At 67.0% G+C, this 19,774-nt stretch carries 18 protein-coding genes; 7 read left to right on the top strand and 11 right to left on the bottom strand.

Features of this window, described 5'->3' with window-relative positions; all coding sequences use genetic code 11:
• Positions 1–2: 2 nt before the first annotated feature.
• From VVD47_RS08315 to zwf, 4 genes are all read right to left on the bottom strand, one after another.
• Positions 3–692, bottom strand: coding sequence for a DNA alkylation repair protein (locus tag VVD47_RS08315; RefSeq protein WP_327602938.1), 690 nt, complete (start codon positions 690–692; stop codon positions 3–5).
• Positions 689–1,693, bottom strand: coding sequence for a glucokinase (locus VVD47_RS08310; RefSeq protein WP_327602937.1), 1,005 nt, complete (start codon positions 1,691–1,693; stop codon positions 689–691). The genes VVD47_RS08315 and VVD47_RS08310 overlap by 4 nt, the downstream gene beginning before the upstream one ends.
• On the bottom strand, positions 1,674–2,375 hold the full coding sequence (gene pgl / locus VVD47_RS08305) for a 6-phosphogluconolactonase (RefSeq protein ID WP_327602936.1): 702 nt from the start codon (positions 2,373–2,375) through the stop codon (positions 1,674–1,676). The genes VVD47_RS08310 and pgl overlap by 20 nt, the downstream gene beginning before the upstream one ends.
• A 181-nt stretch (positions 2,376–2,556) precedes the next feature.
• On the bottom strand, positions 2,557–4,017 hold the full coding sequence (gene zwf, locus VVD47_RS08300) for a glucose-6-phosphate dehydrogenase (RefSeq protein ID WP_327602935.1): 1,461 nt from the start codon (positions 4,015–4,017) through the stop codon (positions 2,557–2,559).
• Positions 4,018–4,369: 352 nt separating this feature from the next.
• Here zwf and edd point away from each other — a divergent pair, with 352 nt between their 5' ends.
• From edd to VVD47_RS08270, 6 genes are all read left to right on the top strand, one after another.
• The gene (gene edd, locus VVD47_RS08295; RefSeq protein ID WP_327602934.1) at positions 4,370–6,193 is read left to right on the top strand and encodes a phosphogluconate dehydratase; all 1,824 of its coding nucleotides are present in this window, start codon (positions 4,370–4,372) and stop codon (positions 6,191–6,193) included.
• 266 nt (positions 6,194–6,459) lie between these two features.
• A complete protein-coding gene (locus VVD47_RS08290) occupies positions 6,460–7,701 on the top strand; it encodes an ABC transporter substrate-binding protein (protein ID WP_327602933.1) in 1,242 nt (413 codons plus the stop codon).
• Positions 7,702–7,814: 113 nt separating this feature from the next.
• On the top strand, positions 7,815–8,735 hold the full coding sequence (locus VVD47_RS08285; protein WP_327602932.1) for a carbohydrate ABC transporter permease: 921 nt from the start codon (positions 7,815–7,817) through the stop codon (positions 8,733–8,735).
• Positions 8,728–9,588 (top strand): carbohydrate ABC transporter permease, encoded by an 861-nt coding sequence (locus tag VVD47_RS08280; protein ID WP_327602931.1) that lies wholly within the window; start codon positions 8,728–8,730, stop codon positions 9,586–9,588. The genes VVD47_RS08285 and VVD47_RS08280 overlap by 8 nt, the downstream gene beginning before the upstream one ends.
• Positions 9,589–9,593: 5 nt before the next feature.
• Positions 9,594–10,703, top strand: coding sequence for an ABC transporter ATP-binding protein (locus tag VVD47_RS08275; RefSeq protein ID WP_327602930.1), 1,110 nt, complete (start codon positions 9,594–9,596; stop codon positions 10,701–10,703).
• A gap of 23 nt (positions 10,704–10,726) precedes the next feature.
• Complete coding sequence (locus VVD47_RS08270; protein ID WP_327602929.1) at positions 10,727–12,634, top strand: glucokinase; 1,908 nt, start codon at positions 10,727–10,729, stop codon at positions 12,632–12,634.
• A gap of 51 nt (positions 12,635–12,685) precedes the next feature.
• On the opposite strand, the gene VVD47_RS08265 is transcribed toward VVD47_RS08270, so the two are convergent.
• Both VVD47_RS08265 and VVD47_RS08260 read right to left on the bottom strand, forming a co-directional pair.
• On the bottom strand, positions 12,686–13,291 hold the full coding sequence (locus VVD47_RS08265) for a class I SAM-dependent methyltransferase (RefSeq protein ID WP_327602928.1): 606 nt from the start codon (positions 13,289–13,291) through the stop codon (positions 12,686–12,688).
• A 65-nt stretch (positions 13,292–13,356) separates the two neighbouring features.
• Positions 13,357–14,787, bottom strand: a complete 1,431-nt coding sequence (locus VVD47_RS08260) for an APC family permease (protein WP_327602927.1) — start codon at positions 14,785–14,787, stop codon at positions 13,357–13,359.
• Positions 14,788–14,991: 204 nt separating this feature from the next.
• On the opposite strand from VVD47_RS08260, the gene VVD47_RS08255 reads away from it, so the two are divergent.
• A complete protein-coding gene (locus VVD47_RS08255; RefSeq protein WP_327602926.1) occupies positions 14,992–15,228 on the top strand; it encodes a hypothetical protein in 237 nt (78 codons plus the stop codon).
• Between the two features lie 34 nt (positions 15,229–15,262).
• Here VVD47_RS08255 and VVD47_RS08250 read toward each other — a convergent pair whose 3' ends face one another.
• The 5 genes from VVD47_RS08250 to VVD47_RS08230 all read right to left on the bottom strand — a co-directional run.
• The gene (locus VVD47_RS08250; protein ID WP_327602925.1) at positions 15,263–16,828 is read right to left on the bottom strand and encodes an MFS transporter; all 1,566 of its coding nucleotides are present in this window, start codon (positions 16,826–16,828) and stop codon (positions 15,263–15,265) included.
• Positions 16,825–17,250 (bottom strand): MarR family winged helix-turn-helix transcriptional regulator, encoded by a 426-nt coding sequence (locus VVD47_RS08245; RefSeq protein WP_327602924.1) that lies wholly within the window; start codon positions 17,248–17,250, stop codon positions 16,825–16,827. Before VVD47_RS08245 ends, VVD47_RS08250 begins: the two co-directional genes overlap by 4 nt.
• A 188-nt stretch (positions 17,251–17,438) precedes the next feature.
• On the bottom strand, positions 17,439–17,816 hold the full coding sequence (locus VVD47_RS08240) for a DUF2237 family protein (RefSeq protein ID WP_327602923.1): 378 nt from the start codon (positions 17,814–17,816) through the stop codon (positions 17,439–17,441).
• Between the two features lie 20 nt (positions 17,817–17,836).
• Entirely contained in the window at positions 17,837–19,279 is a 1,443-nt protein-coding gene (locus VVD47_RS08235; RefSeq protein ID WP_327602922.1) for a mannose-1-phosphate guanylyltransferase/mannose-6-phosphate isomerase, read from the bottom strand.
• An 83-nt stretch (positions 19,280–19,362) separates the two neighbouring features.
• A partial coding sequence (locus tag VVD47_RS08230) for a GDP-mannose 4,6-dehydratase (RefSeq protein WP_327602921.1) occupies positions 19,363–19,774 on the bottom strand: 412 nt, incomplete at its 5' end.

Below are 19,774 nucleotides of genomic sequence, written 5' to 3'. Positions count from 1 at the left end.
CCCTACAGATGCCTGGCGGCTTCGCGGCGCGTGAGGCCGGACAAGGCCTCGCCGCGCGATGCGAGGTAGTGCCGCACCCAGTCCGGGTCATGCCGGGCGAATTGTCGTAGCGCCCAGCCCATTGCCTTGCGGATGAAGAAATCGCCGTGGCCGAGGTTGGCGTCCAAGGCGGCCTGCAGCCGGTTCCTGTCGGTGGCCGGCCCGTGGTGCAGGGCGTAGAGCAGGGCGCTGCGGCGTAGCCACAAGTTGTCATCGACGGCCCAGGCGTCCAGCGTCGGCAGCAGGGCAGGATGGCGGGCCGCAAGCTCGCCGACCACGCGCGTCGCCAGCGCATCCACGGTGTCCCACCAGGATCTTTGCGTGATCAGGTCGGCGACCGCTTGCAGATCCCCGGCTTCCAGGCGTGCGGCGTGGCGGATGAGCAGGTCACAACCGGCGTACTGGCACTCGCGTTCCGGGTATTGCCACAGGCCCTGCGCGATTGCGGTCAGCAGGGACGGCGCGGGGTTGCGGCCCAGCAAGGCGAACACCGGCTTCTGAAGTGCTGCACGCGCAGGCTTGGGAATGCCGAAGAACGCGAAGTGGCGCTTCATGTAGGCGGACATGGCCGCCGCGCGCGCCGCGTCGGCCGCCTGTTCCAGCGCGTGGCGAAGCTCCGTGGTGAAGGCTTGCGCCTCGCGGCTGGTGCTCAAGCAGCGACGTCGAGCGTTTGCAGCGCGACTGTGGCACCGGTGAGCGCGGGGTAGGGCGCGGTGATGATCCAGGTGGGAATCGCCGCGGTGTAGGCGGAGAAGCGCCCCTTGTCCTCGAAGCGGCTGCGGAAGGGCGAGGCGAGGAAGAACTCGCCCATCTTCGGCACGATGCCACCGCCGATGTAGATGCCGCCACGGGCGCCGAGGGTGACCGCCAGGTCCGACGCTGCGGTGCCGAGCAGGGCGCAGAACATGTTGCAGGTGTCTACGCACAGGGGGTCGCGCCCCTGCACGGCGGCCTCGCTGATCTCCGCGGCCTCGTCGAATGGCGTGGGGAGGCCACGCAGTTCGCCGAGTGCCGCATACAGGGCCAGCAGACCCGGGCCGGAGAGGGCGCGTTCCGCAGACACGTGGCCATACTGGCGGGCGAGGACGCGCACGGTGGCGGCCTCCTCGTCGGTACGCGTGGCGATGGTGACGTGACCTCCTTCGCCCGCGATCGGCACCCAGTCGTGACCGCACTTCAGCAGGCCGGACACGCCCAGCCCGGTACCGGCGCCGATGACGCCGATGGCGGCGCCGGCCATGGCCTGCCCGCCGCCGACCGCACGCTTCTCTTCGTCGGAGAGGTAGGGCAGCGACAGCGCCAGCGCGGTGAAGTCGTTGATGAAACGCATCGACTGCAGGCCGACCTTCTTGCGCTCGGCCTCGATCGAGAACGCCCAGGAGTGGTTGGTCATGCGGATGGCATCACCGCTGACCGGGTTGGCGATGCCGAAGGCGGCAGCGTAGGGCACGGGCAGGCCATGCCGTTTCAACCAGGCCTGGATGGCCTCCGCCGGGCCGGCGTGATCGGCGGCCGGCAGCGTGTCGATGTTGGAAAGCGCGGCGCCAGGGCCGGCGATGAAGGCAAAGCGCGCATTGGTGCCGCCGATGTCGCCCACCATGCGTGGGTAGGTGGCGGCGCCGGTGCGGGCGGTGTCAGGCAGTCCAGAAGACATGGCGTGAGGGATGCTCGTGCTGGATGAGGGCACGCACCGGGTACTCCGTCATCGGGCCACTGGCCAGTGCGGTGCCCAGCACCCGCCACTTGGCCTGTCCGGTGACGTGCAGGACGATATGGTGCGCATGGCGCAACCGGGCCGCCGTGAGGGTGAGCCGGTCGCGTGGCGGCTTGCTGGCCTCGACCGCGAGGCAGGGCTTGCCGGTGTCATGCAGTGCTGCGTCGAGTTGCGGGCTGCCGGGAAACAGCGATGCGGTGTGGCCGTCCTCACCCATGCCCAGCACGACGACATCGAAGGCGTCGTCCAGCGGTGCGAGCGCTTCGCAGGCGGCAGCTGCGCTGTCCTGCGGCGTGGCGGCGGGGTGGTAGAGCGGGATGAAGCGGGCCGCGGCGGCCGGCCCCTGCAGCAGATGCTGGCGGACGAGGCGCGCGTTGCTCTGCTCGTCGTCTTCACCCACCCAGCGCTCGTCGGCCAGCGTCACGTTGATGCCGGACCAGTCCAGCGGCTGGCGGGCCAGCTGCTCGAAGAAGCCGGTGGGCGTGCGGCCGCCGGATACCACCAGCGAAGCTTCGCCCCAGGCGATCAGGGCCTCGGACAGGCGCGTCGCGACGAAGCGCGCGAGCGCCAGGTCAAGCTCCTCGGCGCTGCTGTGATGATGGACTTGCAGGCTGGTACGCATGACGGTTTGTGTGGTGATCCGCGAAAGTTGTTCCGCTACGCGTTGCGCGACACTGCACAACGCGTGGTCTCCGGTTGTCTGTTTGTCCCGCTGTGTTGCTTCACGCCGTGTTGCTGCGCTGCTTCGCCGTGCTGCTTTGCTTTGTTATGGCCCGTGCAGCAGTGGCCTGTCCAGCCGCTGCTCAGCTTTCCTCGTGCCAGGATAGGCCTTCCCGGCCGACCAGCGCGCTGGATGCAGCCGGTCCCCAGGTGCCCGCGTTGTAGGGCTTGGGCTTGTCGGGCGAGGCAGCCCAGGCGTCGAGGATGGGCTCCACCCAGCGCCAGGCGGCCTCCTGCTCGTCGCGGCGCACGAACAGCGTCAGCTTGCCGCGCAGCGAATCCATCAGCAGGCGCTCGTAGGCTTCCAGCTGGCGGCGCTGGAAGGCTTCGCGGAAGTCCAGGTCGAGCGTCACCGGCTCGAGGTTCATGTCGTCGCCGGGTTCCTTGCCCATCATGTGCAGCTTGACCGTCTCGTAGGGCTGCATCTGGATCACCAGGCGATTGGTGTAGTTCTTCAACGCGCCGTGCGCAAAGATGGAGTGCGGCACGCTGCGGAAGTTGATGACGATCTCGGTCACCCGGTCCTGCATACACTTGCCGGTACGCAGGAAAAAGGGCACGCCGGCCCAGCGCCAGGAGTCGATCTCCGCCTTGATGGCGACGAAGGTCTCGGTGCGGCTGTCGGCAGGAATGCCTTCTTCCTGCAGGTAGCCCTTCACCGCCTGGCCGTCGATGACGCCGGCCTTGTACTGGCCGCGCACGGTGACCTGGGGCACTTCGGAGGCTGCGATGGGGCGCAGCGCGCGTAACACCTTCAGCTTCTCGTCACGCACGGCGTCCGGCGCGATGGAGGCGGGGGGTTCCATCGCCACGATGCACAGGGTCTGCAGGATGTGGTTCTGCACCATGTCGCGCAGCGCGCCGGTCTCGTTGTAGAACTCGCCGCGCGAGCCCACGCCGATGCGCTCGGCCACGGTGATCTGCACGTCGCGTATCCACTCGCGGCGCCACAGCGGCTCGAACAGGCTGTTGCCGAAGCGCAGCGCCATCAGGTTCTGCACCGGCTCTTTGCCGAGGTAGTGGTCGATACGGAAGATGTGGTCTTCCGCGAAGTGCGCGCCCACCTCGTCGTTGATCGCCTGCGAGGACGCGAGGTCGAAGCCCAGCGGCTTCTCCAGGATCACGCGGCTGCCCGGCGTGATCATGCCGTTGTCGGAGAGGTTGCGGCAGATGTCCGAGAACAGGTTGGGCGCGGTGGACAGGTAGAACACGCGCGGCGCCAGGCGCACTGCAAGCGCTTGCGACAGGGCGTTGAAACTATGTGCCTCGCGGGCGTCTACCGGTGCGTAGTCGATGCGTTGCGCGAACTCCGCCCACACGTCGTCCTTGAAGTCCTTGCCCAGGAAGTTGCGCGCCGCCTCGGTGGCCGTCGCCAGGTACTGGTCCCGGTCCAGCTTGCTGCGCGCGGTGCCGACGATGCGGGTGGCCGGGTCCAGCAGCTTGTAGACATGGAGGCGGTACAGCGAGGGCAGCAGCTTGCGCATCACCAGGTCGCCGGTGCCGCCAAAGATGACGATGTCAGGCGTGTTGGAGGTGTCGGGCATCGAGGCGGATCTCCGGAAAAGGACGGGTCGGCGGTATTTGCTGCACTGCCAGTATAGGGAGTAAAACTACAGTGCTGCAACGGGCGCTCAGGGTAAACATGTAGTCATGCTACATGCCGGGAAACCAGCGTTCAGCGCTGGAAAGCAGGATTGAATTGCCCGTAATGTCTCTTATGTTGTTGATGTTAATGACATGGTGCCGGCTGCGGACTTCCATGAATACGCTTCAGGGTTGATACATCTTGCGGGTGATGTGTAGCAATACTACACTCACGCAAAATCTCCTGAATCTGCTTTCAGCGAAAAGTCTGCGCGCACGGCGGTCGCCAACCGTTTCTTCGCCGAGTTCCTCATGAGCCTGAATCCTGAACTTGAAGCCGTCACCGAGCGCATCCGTGCCCGCAGCAAGGAGCGCCGCGCACGTTATCTGGCACGCCTGGATGCCGCGATTCCCGGGTCGCCCTACCGCGGCCAGATTTCCTGTACCAACCTGGCGCACGCCTTTGCTGCCAGCCCCGAGGACGACAAGCTGCGCATCAAGGTGATGAAGGCGCCCAACCTTGGCATCGTCACCGCGTACAACGACATGCTGTCGGCGCACCAGCCCTACGGTACGTACCCGGACATCATCAAGGCCGCGGCGCGCGCGGCAGGCGCCACGGCGCAGGTGGCCGGCGGCGTGCCGGCGATGTGCGACGGCGTCACGCAGGGTCAGGCCGGCATGGAACTGTCGCTGTTCTCGCGCGACACCATCGCCATGGCGACCGCGATCGCCATGTCGCACAACATGTTTGACGCCGGGCTGTGCCTGGGCATCTGCGACAAGATCGTCCCCGGTCTGCTGATCGGCGCGCTGCGTTTCGCGCATCTGCCTTTCATCTTCGTGCCGGCCGGGCCCATGCCCACCGGCATCTCCAATGACGAGAAGGCCAAGACGCGGCAACTCTATGCCGCTGGCAAGGTGGGACAGGACGCTTTGCTGGAGAGCGAGGCGAAGTCCTACCACGCGCCTGGAACCTGCACCTTCTACGGCACTGCCAACAGCAACCAGATGCTGATGGAAGTGATGGGCCTGCACCTGCCCGGCGCTGCCTTCATTCCCCCTGGTACCCCGTTGCGCGAGGTATTGACGCGTGCCGCCGCGGCGCGTGCGGTGGAGATCACGGCGGAAGGTAGCGCCTTCACGCCGATCGGTCGCGTCGTCGACGAGCGGGCGATCGCCAACGGCATCGTCGGCCTGCTCGCCACCGGCGGCAGCACCAATCACACCCTGCACCTGGTGGCGATCGCGCGCGCGGCCGGCATCATCATCGACTGGGGCGACTTCGAGGCCCTGTCGCATGTGGTGCCCCTGCTGGCCAAGGTGTATCCGAACGGCAGCGCCGACGTGAACCACTTCCACAATGCCGGCGGCATGTCCTTCCTGATCCGCGAACTACTGGGCGCGGGGCTGCTTCACGGTGACACGCTGACCGTCGCAGGCGAGGGGCTGCACCACTACACCAGGCTGCCGCAACTGGTCGACGGCCAGCTGCAGTGGGGCGATGCCCCGGCTGTCAGCGGCGACGAGACGGTACTGGCGCCGCTGCCCAAGGCTTTCGCCCCGGATGGTGGCCTGCGCCTGCTGCAGGGCAACCTCGGCCGCGCGGTCATCAAGGTGTCCGCCGTGAAGCCGCAGCACCGCGTGATCCGTGCGCCGGCCGTCGTGGTGGAAAGCCAGGACGACCTGATCGCCGCCTACAAGGCCGGCAAACTGGAGCGCGACTTCGTGGCGGTGCTGCGCTTCCAGGGGCCGCGTGCCAATGGCATGCCGGAACTGCACAAGCTGACGCCGACGCTGGCCAACCTGCAGGACAAGGGCTTCAAGGTCGCGCTGGTGACCGACGGGCGCATGTCCGGTGCGTCCGGCAAGGTAGCCGCGGCCATCCACGTCACGCCCGAAGCGGCCTGCGGTGGTCCGCTGGCGCGCGTGCGCGACGGCGACATGGTGGTACTCGACGCCGACACCGGCAGCCTGCAACTGGAAGTCGACGCGGCCGAGTTCGAAGCGCGTGAGCCGGCCCGCTTCGACATCCAGGCGCCGCAATACGGATTGGGTCGGGAGCTGTTCGGCAACATGCGCCACGCCGTCGGCCCGGCGGAAGAGGGCGCCAGCTTCCTGTCGCTGGAGGACTGAGCCGGCGCGCTACACCGGACGGTGCCGGCGCGCCATTTGCGCGCGGTGTCGCACAGCAGTTTGAACAGAAGAGAACACGGGATTCCCGGCGGCACTCCCCCGTCGCCGGCAAACGCGCGCCACAGGGCGCGCGGCTCAACAACACCGGCTGGAGCCGGGACGGTTGTGTGGCGGGCGCTGGCGCCCTCCGCACTGGAATGAAAGACCGTGCGCAAGCATGGATGCGGCAAGGAGGCCGCGTTTCGATCCCGAAGGAGAGGTGACAAATGTTCAAGCTGAAACTGGCCGCCATTGCGGTGGCGACCCTGGGCATGCACGCGGCGGGCGCCGCCGAGGTGGAGGTGCTGCACTGGTGGACATCCGGTGGTGAAGCGAAGTCGGCTGCCGAGCTGAAGAAGATGGTCGAGGCTCGTGGCAACAAGTGGAAGGACTTCGCCGTGGCCGGCGGTGGCGGCGAGAACGCGATGACCGTGCTGAAGAGCCGTGTCGTCTCCGGCAAGGCGCCGACCGCGGCGCAGGTGAAGGGCCCCAGCATCCAGGAATGGGGGGCGGAGGGCGTGCTCGCCAATCTCGACGGCACCGCCAAGGCCAACAACTGGGACGGTCTGCTGCCCGGGGTGGTTGCGAACGTCATGAAGTACAAGGGCAGCTACGTCGCAGTGCCGGTCAATGTGCACCGGGTCAACTGGATGTGGGTGAACCCGGAAGTGTTCAAGAAGGCCGGCGCCGAAGTGCCGAAGACCTGGGCCGATTTCCCGGCCGCCGCCGAGAAGCTGCAGAAGGCAGGCTTCGTGCCGGTGGCGCACGGTGGCCAGCCCTGGCAGGACTTCACCGTTTTCGAGTCCATCGTGCTGGGCGTGGGCGGTGCCAAGTTCTACGAGGACAGCATGGTCAAGCTGGACCCGAAGGCGCTGAGCAGCCCGACGATGGAAAAGGTGTTCGACACCTTCCGCAGCGTGCGTAAGTACATCGACAAGGACGCCGCCAACCGAGACTGGAACCTTGCCACCGCGATGATCATCAACGGCAAAGCCGGCATGCAGTTCATGGGTGACTGGGCCAAGGGCGAGTTCACCGCCGCCGGCAAGGTGCCTGGCAAGGACTACCTGTGCCTGCCCGCGCCGGGCACCGAGAAATCCTTCACCTTCAACATCGACAGCTTCATCGTCTTCAAGCAGCAGGCGGCGGACGCGCCGAAGGCGCAGTCCGACTTCGCGGCCGCGGTGATGAGCCCCGAGTTCCAGGAGGTGTTCAACCTGAACAAGGGTTCCATCCCGGTGCGCAGCGGTGTGTCGATGGCCAAGTTCGACGATTGCGCCAAGACTTCCGCCAAGGACTTCACCGACACCGCGAAGGGCGGCGGGCTGGTTCCCTCGATCGCGCACCAGATGGCGGTGCCGGCCTCCACCTCCGGTGCCATGCAGGACGTGGTGACCAGTTTCTTCAACTCGAACCAGGCGTCGAAGGACGCCGTGGCGAAGCTGGCGGCCGCAGCGAAGACCAAGTGAGCTGACGGGCCGCCCGGTGCGGCCCGTCTTCCTGTTCTTTCCTGAGTCTTTGCGGGTTGTGGGGGTGGCGTGCCGGTGCGCTCCACCTCCTGTCCTGCCGGAGTTTTCCTGTCATGTCCCAAGCTCAAACCCTGGGCCCCGCCAGCAGTCGCGGGAGCTGGGCGGATGCGGTCGAGCGGGCTTTGCCCAAGATCGTCGTCGCGCCCAGTTTCGTCGCCTGTGTGGTGTTTTTCTACGGCTTCATCATCTGGACCGCGGTCCTGTCGATGACGCCTTCGCGGCTGCTGCCGCGTTACGAATTCGATGGCGTCCAGCGCTACGTCGAACTGTTCGGCAACGACCGCTGGTGGCTGGCGCTGCAGAACCTCGCTGTGTTCGGCGGGCTGTTCATCCTCGCCTGCCTGGCCATGGGCTTGTTGCTGGCCATCCTGCTCGACCAGAAGATCCGTGCGGAGGGTTTCATCCGCGCGGTGTTCCTGTACCCGCTGGCACTCTCCTTCATCGTCACCGGCACGGCCTGGAAGTGGATTCTCGATCCCTCCATCGGCCTGCAGAAAGTGGTGAACGACCTCGGCTTCACCAGCTTCGTCTTCGACTGGATCAAGGACCCGGACATGGTGATCTACACCGTGGTCATCGCCGGTATCTGGCAGTCGTCCGGTTTCGTCATGGCGCTGTTCCTCGCCGGCCTGCGGGGCATCGACGACTCCATCATCAAGGCCGCGCGCATCGACGGTGCGAGCATGCCGATGATCTACCGCCGCATCATCCTGCCCTCGTTGCGGCCGGTGTTCTTCTCCAGCTTCATGATCCTCGCGCACATCGCCATCAAGAGCTTCGACCTCGTGATGGCGTTGACCGGCGGCGGCCCCGGCTTCGCGTCCGACCTGCCGGCGACCTTCATGTACACCTACGCCTTCACGCGCAACCAGATCGGTCTCGGCGCGGCCTCGGCCATCGTGATGCTGATGATCGTGGTGTCCATCATCGTGCCCTTCATGTACTCGGAGCTGAGGAGGGCGCGCCATGGATGAGAGAAGACTGACGCCGTGGCGCGTCACGGTGTACGCGCTGTTGCTCTACTGCGTGCTGTACTACCTGCTGCCACTCACTGTGATGCTGTTCAACAGCATCAAGGATCTGGACGAGCTGAAGGCCGGCAGCATCATGGCCTTCCCGAGCAAGATCACTTTCGAGCCCTGGGTGAAAGCCTGGAGCAGCGCCTGCACCGGTATCACCTGCGAAGGACTAAGCGGGTACTTCTGGAATTCGATGAGCTTCGTCGTGCCGGCGGTGCTGATCTCCACGCTGATCGGTGCCTTCAACGGCTACGTGCTGACGATGTGGCGTTTCAAGGGCGCGGACGCCTTCTTCATGCTACTGATGCTCGGCTGCTTCATCCCCTTCCAGGCGATCCTGCTGCCCATGGCGCAGACGCTGGGCGTGCTGGGCATCGCCAACACCACGGCGGGGCTGATCTTCGTGCACGTCGTGTATGGCCTGGCCTTCACCACGCTGTTCTTCCGCAACTACTACGTGACCATCCCCTACGAGATGATCGCCGCGGCACGCATCGACGGCGCGGGCTTCATGCTGATCTTCCGTCGCATCGTGCTGCCCTTGTCGGGGCCGATCATCGTGGTGACGGTCATCTGGCAATTCACGCAGATCTGGAACGACTTCCTGTTCGGTGTCGTGTTCTCCAGTGGTGAGCGCCAGCCGATCACGGTGGCGCTGAACAACCTCGTCAATACCTCCACCGGCGTCAAGGAATACAACGTGGACATGGCCGCAGCGGTGATCGCCGCGCTGCCCACGCTGTTCGTCTACGTCGTCGCAGGCAAATACTTCGTGCGCGGGCTGACGGCCGGCGCCGTCAAAGGCTGAACAACATGGGTGCATTGTCCATTCGCAAGGTCCGCAAATCCTATGCGGGCCTGGAGATCCTGAAGGGGATCGACCTCGAGATCGCCAAGGGCGAGTTCCTCATCCTCGTCGGCCCGTCCGGCTGCGGCAAGTCGACGCTGCTGTCGATGATCGCCGGGCTGGACGACGTGACCTCAGGCGACATCCACATCGGCGACCGCCGGGTGAACGACCTGTCGCCGAAGGACCGCGACATCGCCATGGTGTTCCAGTCCTACGCGCTGTACCCCGGCATGACGGTGCGCGAGAACATTTCCTTCGGCCTGGAGATCCGCAAGGTGCCGCAGGCGGAACGCGACGCCACGGTGGATCGCGTCGCGCAGATCCTGCAGATCGGCCACCTGCTGGACCGGCGTCCGGCGCAACTGTCCGGCGGCCAACGCCAGCGCGTGGCGATGGGCCGCGCGATTGCGCGCAACCCCACGCTGTTCCTGTTCGACGAGCCGCTGTCCAATCTCGACGCCAAGCTGCGCGTCGAGATGCGCACCGAGATCAAACAACTGCATCAGCGCCTCGGCACCACCATCGTCTACGTGACGCACGACCAGATCGAGGCGATGACGCTGGGCGACAAGATCGCGGTGATGAAGGCCGGCGAGCTGCAGCAGTTCGGCACGCCGAACGAGATCTACCGCAACCCGGCCAACCTGTTCGTGGCGGGGTTCATGGGTTCGCCGTCGATGAACTTCATCAAGGCCAGGGTGCAGCAGCAGGGCACGGGTTTCGCCCTGGCGCTGGAGAGTCGCGGCAAGCCGTTCACGGTGCCGGCGGTGAACGGCGACGGCCTGGGCGCCTACCTGGACCGCGAGATCATCTTCGGCATCCGGCCCGAGCAGATCACCGAAGTGGTCGACAGCCACGGCCCCAACCCGCATGTCATCCGCCAGACGCTGGACGTGGAGCTGACCGAACCGACCGGGCCGGACACGCTGATGCTGGTGAACATCAACGGCGCGCGCGTCACGGCGCGGGTCTGCCCGGACTTCGCGAAGAAGGCCGGCGAGCAGATGGAGCTGATGTTCGACCTCACCAAGTCGGTGTACTTCGACCCGAAGACGGAGCGGCGCATCCAGTGAGCGCTGCCGATCGACCAAGCATCATGAGCCGCACATCCTCCGTCCTGCGCACCGACCATCCAGACGGCCCCCGCCTGCTGGCCGACATCGGTGCGACCAATGCGCGCTTCGCACTGGAGTTTGCGCCGGGGCGCATCGAGCAGATCGAGGTGCTGGCCTGCGACGACTTCCGCAGCGTGGAGGCGGTGGTGCGTGCCTACCTGTCGCGCGTGCAGGTGGCCGGGGACACGCAAGGCATCCGCCACGCGGCGATCGCGATTGCCAATCCCATCGATGGCGACCTGGTGCGCATGACCAATCGCGACTGGTCCTTCTCCATCGAGACCACGCGCATCGCGCTGCAGCTGGACACCCTGCTGGTGGTGAATGACTTCACCGCGCTGGCGATGGCGATTCCGCGGCTGGACGATGCGCAGCGCCTGAAGATCGGCGGCGGTGCCGCGCGCGAGAACGCGGTGATCGGCCTGCTCGGCCCCGGTACCGGCCTGGGAGTGTCGGGCCTGATTCCGACCGAGGACCGCTGGATCACGCTGGGCAGCGAAGGGGGCCACGTCAGCTTCGCCCCCTGCGACGAGCGCGAGCTGTTCGTGCTGCAGCACACCTGGCGCCGCTACCCGCATGTGTCGGCGGAGCGCCTGGTGTCCGGCCCGGGCATCGAGCTGACTTACCAGGCGCTGGCGGCGCGGGCAGGGCAGCCCGCGGCCACCCTCACCACGCCACAGATCGTCGATGCCGCGCTGGCCGGCAGCGATGCGCTGTGCGTCGAAACGGTGGAGTGCTTCTGCGCCATGCTCGGCACGGTGGCCGCCAACGTGGCGATGACACTGGGGGCCTTCGGCGGCATCTACATCGGTGGCGGCATCGTGCCGCGCCTGGGTGAGCTGTTCGCACGCTCGCCGTTCCGCGCCCGCTTCGAGGCCAAGGGGCGCTTCTCGGACTACATGGCACGCATTCCCAGCTACCTGATTACCGCGCCGTACCCGGCCTTCCTCGGCGTGTCGGCCATCCTCGCCGAAGCCTTGCGGGGGGCCGGCGGGCGCAGCGAAAGCAGCCCGCTGCTGGACAGCGTGCGGGCCGCGCTGGAGCGGCTGTCACGCGCCGAACAGCAAGTGGCCGAGCTGGTGCTGGCGCGGCCGCGTGCGGTGCTGGGCGACCCGGTGGGGGAGATTGCGCGGCAGGCGGCGGTCAGCCAGCCGACGGTGATCCGCTTCTGTCGTTCGCTGGGCTTCCAGGGTCTGTCCGACTTCAAGCTGAAGCTGGCGTCCGGCCTGACCGGCACCGTACCCATACGGCATAGCCAGGTGCGCCACGGCGACACCGCGCCGGACATCAGCGCCAAGGTGCTGGACAACACCGCCAGCGCCATCCTGCGTCTGCGCGACAGCCTCAACACGGCGGCCGTGGCCGAGGCCACCGAGCTGTTGCGCACCGCGCGGCGCATCGAGTTCTACGGCATGGGCAACAGCAGCGTGGTGGCGATGGACGGGCAGCACAAGTTCTTCCGCTTCCGCATCCCGACCGCGGCCTATCCCGACCCGACCATGCAGCAGCTCGCGGCCGGCCTGCTGGGGCCGGGCGACGTGGCGGTGGTGGTGTCCAGCCGGGGGCGGTTGCCGGAACTGGTGGCCGCCGCGGACGCCGCGCTGAATGCCGGCGCCAAGGTCATCGCCATCACGGCCAGCCAGAGTCCGTTGGCGCGGCGTGCCAGTGTGTGCATCCCGGTGGACCACAGCGAGGATGGCGCGGAGTTCATCGCGATGATCTCGCGCATCCTCCACCTGCTGGTCATCGACGTGCTGGCAGTGGGGGTGGCGGTGGGGCGTGCGAGCCCCGAGCAGATCCAGGCCTGGGCGCGCGCGCTGGACGAGGAGGGCGTGCGCCCGCTGCCGGAAGGCGATGGCGGGCGGCACCGCATTTCGCACCTGGGGTGATGCGGCGAGGCTCATGGAGCCTCAGCCGCGATGCCGTGCCAGCGGCTGCACTCAGGCGCGCTTGTGCGCTTCCGTGATGGTCCAGCGGTAGATCGTGGAATTGCCGACGCGCTCGGTGCGTTCCGGCGGCCACTGCGAGCCCATGCTGAAGTCGTGCGAGACGACGCGCGTGCCGACTTTCAGCTGCTTCCACAGCTGAGGGCGTAGACGCTGGTTGACCGAATCCAGCAGGTACAGTGTGACGACCGTGGCCGGCGAGAAGTCGCTCTTGAAGAGGTCCGCCTGCATGAACTTCACGCGATCGGTCACGCCCTGTGTCTTGGCGTAGGCCTGGGCTTCCTTGATGCGGTCGGGATCGAGATCGATGCCCACGCCGCGTGCGCCGCGCTCCTTGGCCGCGGTGCTGACGATGCGGCCATCGCCACAGCCCAGGTCGTAGAGGAGGTCGTCCTTCGTCACCTCACCCATCTCCAGCATCTTCTGCACCACCGGCATCGGCGTCGGCACGTAGGGCACGTCGAGCTTCCCCTCCGGCCCGAACTGGGCCAGCGCACGGCCGCTGGCCATGGCGGCGAACAGCGCCGTGGCTCCAGTGACGATGAAGTTGCGACGGGCAGGCTGCAGGATCAACGACGGCGTTTGCGATGACGTTTCCATGACGGGCTCCTCGTGGTGGAAGGGAACGCAGGTGAGAACGCGGTTGGAGAGTCGTTCCGGATCTTTCAGGATTGCTGGGCGGAAGTGGCAGGCTGCGCCGATGGCAATGGCGGTCGCATGAACACCACCAGCAGCACGCCGACCGCCAGCACCGCCACGCCTATCCACGCGGCATTCAGGCCGCCGAGCGACTGGCTGTACACGTAGGACAGGCTGGACCACAGCATGTAGGCGCAGACGGCGCAGAAGATGGCGGGCAGCAGCGGGTACAGCGGCACGCTGAAGGGACGCGGCGTGTGCGGCTCGCGACGGCGCAACACGAACAGCGCGATGCCGGAGAGCAGGAAGAACAGCCAGAACACCGGCGAGGTGAACTCCACCATGGCGCGGAAGCCGCCGCCGACGAATCCGCCCAGCGCGATGAGCAGCAGGGCGGCCAGGCTCTGCACCCGTAGCGCCACGGCAGGCGTGTTGCGCGCGGCATCCCATTCCCCCAGTCGTGCGAGCAGCGGCCAGTCCTGGCCGCAGGCGTAGCTGGTGCGGGCGCCGACGATCATCGTGGCGTTCATCGAGGTCAGCGCGGCGATTGCCACCAGCACCGATATGACCGTGCTGCCGGTCGGGCCGAAGGCGCGTGCCAGCAGGTCGGCCGCGATCGCGTTGGAGGCCGCCATGCCTGCGATGCCCAGCCCCTTCCAGTAGGCCCAGGCCACCAGCAGGTAGAGCAGGGTGATGATGAATATGGACAGCACCAGGGCGCGCACCATGTTGCGACGCTGGTCGCGCAGTTCCGCGCTGATGTAGGCCGCTTCGTTCCAGCCGCCGTAGGTGAGCAGCACGAACACCATGGCGAGGCCGAAGCCGGACAGCGAGGGTGCGGCAGCCGGCCCGGCTTCCGCCGCGCGTGGCGTCAGGCTGCCGTCGCCGACCAGGAACAGGCCGGCGATGACGATCAGCAGCAGGCCGCCGACCTCGACGGCGGTGAGCAGGACCTGCGCGGTGCTGCTGGTCTTGATGCCGCGCAGGTTGGCCCAGGTCAGCACCCCCACGGCGGCGGCGGCGTAGACGGCAGAATTCCAGCCCGGCGTCAGGGCGGTGAGTGGCACGACGCTGGCGAGGTAGTCGCCGAACACGAAGCCCAGCAGGGCGATGGAACCGGTGGTGATGACCGAGAAGCGCGCCCAGGCGAACACCAGCGACAGCGGCCGGCCGAAGGCACGCCGCAGGAAGTGGTAGTCGCCACCGGCATGCGGGTAGGCCGTGGCCAGTTCGGCATAGCACAGCGCGCCGATGAGGGAGATGAGGCCGCCGAGCAGCCAGGCGCCGAACATCCAGGGCGCGCTGCCGGTCATGCCGGCCACCAGGGCGGGGGCCTTGAAGATGCCGGCACCGATGACGATGCCGACGATGATGGCGATGGCCTCGTGGAGGCCGAGGACCGCGCGTGGCCCGGCGGGTGCATGGGCGGTGGAGAAAGCGGGATCGGTTGCTGCCAAGTTGCCTGCTGCGGGTCCATTGCCCATCGCCAACGCTCCTGGTGGTTACCTGATTGTTATAGCGGCTTTACGGATTCCTGCGATGCGAAAGGGATGTCGCCGGATGGGCCGGCGCCATTCCCGAGGGAACTAACACGCTGCTGACCTATCCTGAAACGAAGAGGTTCCCTGAACCGGAGAGCCCCCTTCCAGGAGAAAGACAGAATGTCCCAGACCAAGACAAATCAACAGCCCGGCCCGGCGCCGGAGGCTGCGAACGACGCGGAGCGCCCGACGGTGATCGGTGACTTCGGGCAGGACGATGCCTTCGCGACCGAAAGCAATCCGGATGGCCTGCGCTATGGCGAGAAGCGTCACAAGCCCGGCGAGCTGGGCATCCAGCCGCCGGCAGACGAGGAAGACGAGCCGCCCATCTCGGTAGGCACCAGCGACGGCAGTTGAGGGCGCACTGGCCGTGGCCGGCGCGCAGTCCGGCTCAGGCCGGCTTGCCGGCGGGTCGGTGCAGCACGAACGGCGGCAGGGACCGGCTGAGCAGGAAGCTGGCCAGCGCGATCAGCGCGCAGGCGAGGAAGGCGTAGTGCACGCCGGCGATCAGCCCGTCGCGGGCCTGGTCCAGCAGCGCCTGCGGCACGAAGCCGAGTTGCTGCCCCAGCGTCTGCAAGGCCGCCTGGTCTTCGCCGCGGATGAGGATCTGCGGCGTGGCCAGCAGGCGGGCGACCTCGGCATGGCTCACGCCGGCCTGCGCCAGCGCGGCGGTGATGCGATTGCTGTAGGTCAGGTGCACCAGTACGCCGGCCAGGCTGGCGCCCAGCATGCTGCCGAGCATGCGGGTGGTCTGGATCAGCGCCGACGAGATGCCCAGGTCGCGCGCCTCCACCACCGTCTGGATGTGCAGGGTGAGGTTGGGCAGCTGGAAACCCAGCGCCAGGCCGCACATGGCGAAGGCCAGCATGCTCAGGGCCTGCGGGCTGTCGGCACGGATCAGGTTGAGCAGCAGGCAGCCCACCATCAGCAGCAACAGGCCCCAGCCGATCAGGCGTTCCGGTTTCTGCAGGCGGGGCAGCAGGCGGCCGTTGGCGATGCTGCCGACCGTGATGAACACCAGCAGCGGCGTTACCACCAGCCCCGCGGCCTTCGGTGACAGCCCGAAGCCGCCCTGCAGCAGCAGCGGCGCGTAGAACACCAGCACGAACATCATCAGCCCGGTCATCATGCCCAGCAGGCTCAGCTGGCGCACCGCACGGTTTGAGAACAGCCGCGCCGGGATGATGGGGAAGCGCGAGCCCATCTGGTGACGGACGAACAGCACGCCGACCACGATGGCCGCCAGTGCCAGGCCCAGGAACAACGGGCTGGTGAAGCCGATGGTCGGCCCTTCCTCGGTGGCCAGCAGCAGCGTGCATACGCCGACGGCCAGCAGGATGGCGCCCACCCAGTCGATGCTGCGGTCCTCGCCCTCGTGATGGACGATCTGCGGCAGGTAGCGCCACACGACGGGGATCGCCAGCGCGGCGATCGGCACGTTCACGTAGAACACGCTGCGCCAGCCCAGGTGCTCGGTCATCCAGCCACCCAGCGCCGGGCCGATGGCGGTGGAGATGCCGAAGGTGGCAGACAGCATGGCCTGCCAGCGCACACGTTGCAGGCGGTCGGGAAACAGGTCGCTGATGCAGGCGAAGGCGACGCCGGTCAGCATGCCGCCGCCCACGCCCTGCAGACCGCGCGCCAGCACCAGCTGCAGCATGCTGTCGGCCATGCCGCACAGCACCGAGGCCAGGGTGAAGATGATGACGGACGCCATGACGAATGGCTTGCGGCCGTAGAGGTCGCCCAGCCGTCCGGAGATGGGGATCAGCACCGCGTTGGTCATGAGATAGGCGGAGGCGATCCACGGGTACAGCTCGAAGCCCTGCAGCTCGGCGACGATGCGCGGCAGGGCGGTGCCCACCACCGTGGAGTCCACGGCGATCAGCATGATGACCAGGCAGATGCCGATCATCGCCAGCAGGGAGTGGCGGAGGGTGCGCGGGGCGGCGTTCATGGTGCGCGGTCCTTCAGGACGTCGCGCAGCGGAGCCAGCGCGGCAATCAGGGCGCGACGTTGCTCGGTATCCAGCGCTGCCAGCAGGCTGCGGGAATTGTCCTCGAGCGCTGCGTCGACGCGCTGCGCCTGCGCCAGGCCGGCGTCGGTGAGCGTCAGGCGCACGCTGCGCCGGTCCGTGGCGCTGGGCGCTTTCTGCACGAAGCCTTCTTCCACCAGGCCGTCGACGGCACGGCTGATCCAGCTCTTCTCCAGGCCGGTGATGCGCACCAGATCGGTGGGCGTCAAGGCCCCCTTGCGCATCAGCACGATGAGCAGGCGGTTGGGGGTCAGCGAACCGAGGCCGAGCAGCAGGCGTCGCTGCGAGACTTCGAAAAGGATCATCGTTTCGCGCAACAGTGCGCTATCGGGCTGGCGGGGCATTCGGGGCAGATCATGTGCTTCTGGAGCCGGCCATGCTACGCAATATGGTTGCGTAAAGCAACTATAAAGTTGCTATAAGAAACCAAAGTGGCGCTTGAGCCAGGGATTCATGGAGGGACTTCAGGAAAGAAAAAGGGCCTTGAAGCGAGGCTTCAAGGCCCTTTGCGGGCTTGCTGCAGCAGCGGGATTCAGGCGTCGATGGCGTGCAGCCTCAGTGTTTCCAGCGGAATCAGGTCCAGCACGTCTTCATGCGTGCCGGCCAGTACCACCGCCGGGGCCACGCCGGCTTCCCACGCTTCCAGCCAGCGCGCCGCACACAGGCACCAGCGGTCACCGGGCTGCAGGCCGGCGAAGCGATATTCCGGCCGTGGCGTGCTGAGGTCATTGCCACAGGCCGCGCTGAAGGCGAGGAATTCCTCGTTGGTCTTCACGCAGACGATGTGGCGGCCGAGGTCGGCCGGGTCCGAGTCGCAACAGCCGTTGCGCTGGAAGCCGGTCAGCGGGGCGTAGCTGCAGGCGAGCAGCGGCCCGCCGAGAACATTGCGCTGAGTGGTCAGCTCGATCATTGCCGTCCCCGGTGAGCCCGTTACTTGGTACGGCCGTAGGTGTCCTCGAAGCGCACGATGTCGTCCTCGCCGAGGTAGGAGCCGGACTGCACCTCGATGATCTCCAGCGGCACCTTGCCCGGATTGGCCAGACGGTGCGTCGTGCCCAGCGGGATGTAGGTGGACTGGTTCTCCGACAGCAGCAGGACGTTGTCGCCATTGGTGACTTCGGCGGTGCCGCTGACGACGATCCAGTGCTCGGCGCGGTGATGGTGCATCTGCAGGGACAGCTTGGCGCCCGGATTCACGACGATGCGCTTGACCTGGAAGCGCTCGCCCATGTCGATGCTGTCGTACCAGCCCCAGGGGCGATACACCTTGCGGTGGCTCTGGGCCAGCGGGCGGCCGCTGGCCTTGATGCGGTTGACGATCTTCTTCACGTCCTGCGTGTGGTCCTTGTGAGCCACCAGCACGGCGTCCGGGGTCTCCACCACGATGGTGTCCTTGATGCCCAGGGTGGCCACCACGCGGCTCTCGGCGAACACCAGGCTGTCCTGGGTGTCTTCCAGCAGCGCTTCGCCGCGCGCCACGTTGCCGGCCTCATCCTTGTCGCAGACTTGCCACAGCGCGTCCCACGCACCGACGTCGCTCCAGCCGGCGGACAGCGGCACGACCACGGCGGCGCCCAGTTCCGGCGCCTGGCCGATCTTCTCCATCACGGCATAGTCGATGGAGTCCGACGGGCAGGCCGCGAAGGCTTCGCGATCGACGCGGACGAAGTCCAGATCCTTCTTGGCGAGATCGACGGCCTTCGCACAGGCGGCCGACATGCCCGGGTTGAAGCGCGCCAGCGCACGCTGCCAGACCGATGCCTTCATCATGAACAGGCCGCTGTTCCACAGGTATTCGCCACTGGCGACGTAGTGGGCGGCACGCTCGGCATCCGGCTTCTCGACGAAGGCGGCAAGGCCGCGGGCGGTCGCCGCGCGGCCGAAGGGGCCGCCGATGCGCAGGTAGCCGTAGCCGGTCTCGGGGCGATCCGGAACGATGCCGAAGGTCACCAGCGCGCCATCGTTGGCCAACGCATAGCCTTCTTCCAGCGCCTTGCGGAAGGCCGCGGCATCGCGGATCACGTGGTCCGACGGCATGACCAGCAGTACCGGGTCCTCACCGCCATGGCGCGCGGCCAGGGCCGCCAGCTCCATGGCGGGCGCGGTGTTGCGGCCGATCGGCTCTAGCACGATGGCACCACCGGACAGGCCGCACTGGCGCAGTTGCTCGGCAATGATGAAACGGTATTCCTCGTTGGTCACGACGATGGGCTTGGCCACCGTCATCGGCAGGCCGTCGAGGCGGCGCGCCGTGGCTTGCAGCAGGGTGTCCTTTTCGACCAGCGCCAGCAGCTGCTTGGGATAGGTTTCGCGGGAGGCAGGCCACAGGCGGGTGCCGGAACCACCGGAGAGGATCACGGGTTGCAGGGACATGATGTACTTCCTGAAAACGAGGGAAGGGGGGAATTCTTTTTTGTGTGTTGTTGGTTGTAGTGACGGCAGCGCTGCCGCATCTGTCAGTCCGGGTAGCCTGCCGGGTTCTGGCTCTGCCAGTTCCAGGCGTCACGGCACATGGCATCCAGCCCCAGGCTGGCACGCCAGCCCAGTTCCTGTTCGGCCAGTGCCGGTTCGGCGTAACACTGGGCAACGTCGCCCGGGCGACGCGCGACGAGTTCGTAAGGCACCGGGCGGCCACTGGCGGCCTCGAAGGCCTTCACCACTTCCAGCACCGAGTAGCCGCGGCCCGTGCCCAGATTGACCGTGAGGACGCCGCTGCGTTCCGCCAGGCGCCTGAGTGCCGCGACGTGGCCCCGGGCCAGGTCGACGACGTGGATGTAGTCCCGCACGCCGGTGCCGTCCGGCGTGGCGTAGTCGCTGCCGAACACGCTCAGCCGGGCACGCTTGCCGACGGCCACCTGCGACACGAAG

It is taken from the genome of Uliginosibacterium sp. H1 (assembly GCF_036017065.1).
Lineage (GTDB): Bacteria > Pseudomonadota > Gammaproteobacteria > Burkholderiales > Rhodocyclaceae > Uliginosibacterium.
This window is presented reverse-complemented; position numbering and strand designations above follow the sequence as displayed.

Bases quoted from the DNA above. Each gene is read 5' to 3' on its own strand.
- VVD47_RS08310 (WP_327602937.1), bottom strand. From the start codon at position 1,693: ATGTCTTCTGGACTGCCTGACACCGCCCGCACCGGCGCCGCCACCTAC.
- pgl (WP_327602936.1), bottom strand. From the start codon at position 2,375: ATGCGTACCAGCCTGCAAGTCCATCATCACAGCAGCGCCGAGGAGCTT.
- zwf (WP_327602935.1), bottom strand. From the start codon at position 4,017: ATGCCCGACACCTCCAACACGCCTGACATCGTCATCTTTGGCGGCACC.
- edd (WP_327602934.1), top strand. From the start codon at position 4,370: ATGAGCCTGAATCCTGAACTTGAAGCCGTCACCGAGCGCATCCGTGCC.
- VVD47_RS08290 (WP_327602933.1), top strand. From the start codon at position 6,460: ATGTTCAAGCTGAAACTGGCCGCCATTGCGGTGGCGACCCTGGGCATG.
- VVD47_RS08285 (WP_327602932.1), top strand. From the start codon at position 7,815: ATGTCCCAAGCTCAAACCCTGGGCCCCGCCAGCAGTCGCGGGAGCTGG.
- VVD47_RS08280 (WP_327602931.1), top strand. From the start codon at position 8,728: ATGGATGAGAGAAGACTGACGCCGTGGCGCGTCACGGTGTACGCGCTG.
- VVD47_RS08275 (WP_327602930.1), top strand. From the start codon at position 9,594: ATGGGTGCATTGTCCATTCGCAAGGTCCGCAAATCCTATGCGGGCCTG.
- VVD47_RS08270 (WP_327602929.1), top strand. From the start codon at position 10,727: ATGAGCCGCACATCCTCCGTCCTGCGCACCGACCATCCAGACGGCCCC.
- VVD47_RS08265 (WP_327602928.1), bottom strand. From the start codon at position 13,291: ATGGAAACGTCATCGCAAACGCCGTCGTTGATCCTGCAGCCTGCCCGT.
- VVD47_RS08255 (WP_327602926.1), top strand. From the start codon at position 14,992: ATGTCCCAGACCAAGACAAATCAACAGCCCGGCCCGGCGCCGGAGGCT.
- VVD47_RS08250 (WP_327602925.1), bottom strand. From the start codon at position 16,828: ATGAACGCCGCCCCGCGCACCCTCCGCCACTCCCTGCTGGCGATGATC.
- VVD47_RS08245 (WP_327602924.1), bottom strand. From the start codon at position 17,250: ATGCCCCGCCAGCCCGATAGCGCACTGTTGCGCGAAACGATGATCCTT.
- VVD47_RS08240 (WP_327602923.1), bottom strand. From the start codon at position 17,816: ATGATCGAGCTGACCACTCAGCGCAATGTTCTCGGCGGGCCGCTGCTC.
- VVD47_RS08235 (WP_327602922.1), bottom strand. From the start codon at position 19,279: ATGTCCCTGCAACCCGTGATCCTCTCCGGTGGTTCCGGCACCCGCCTG.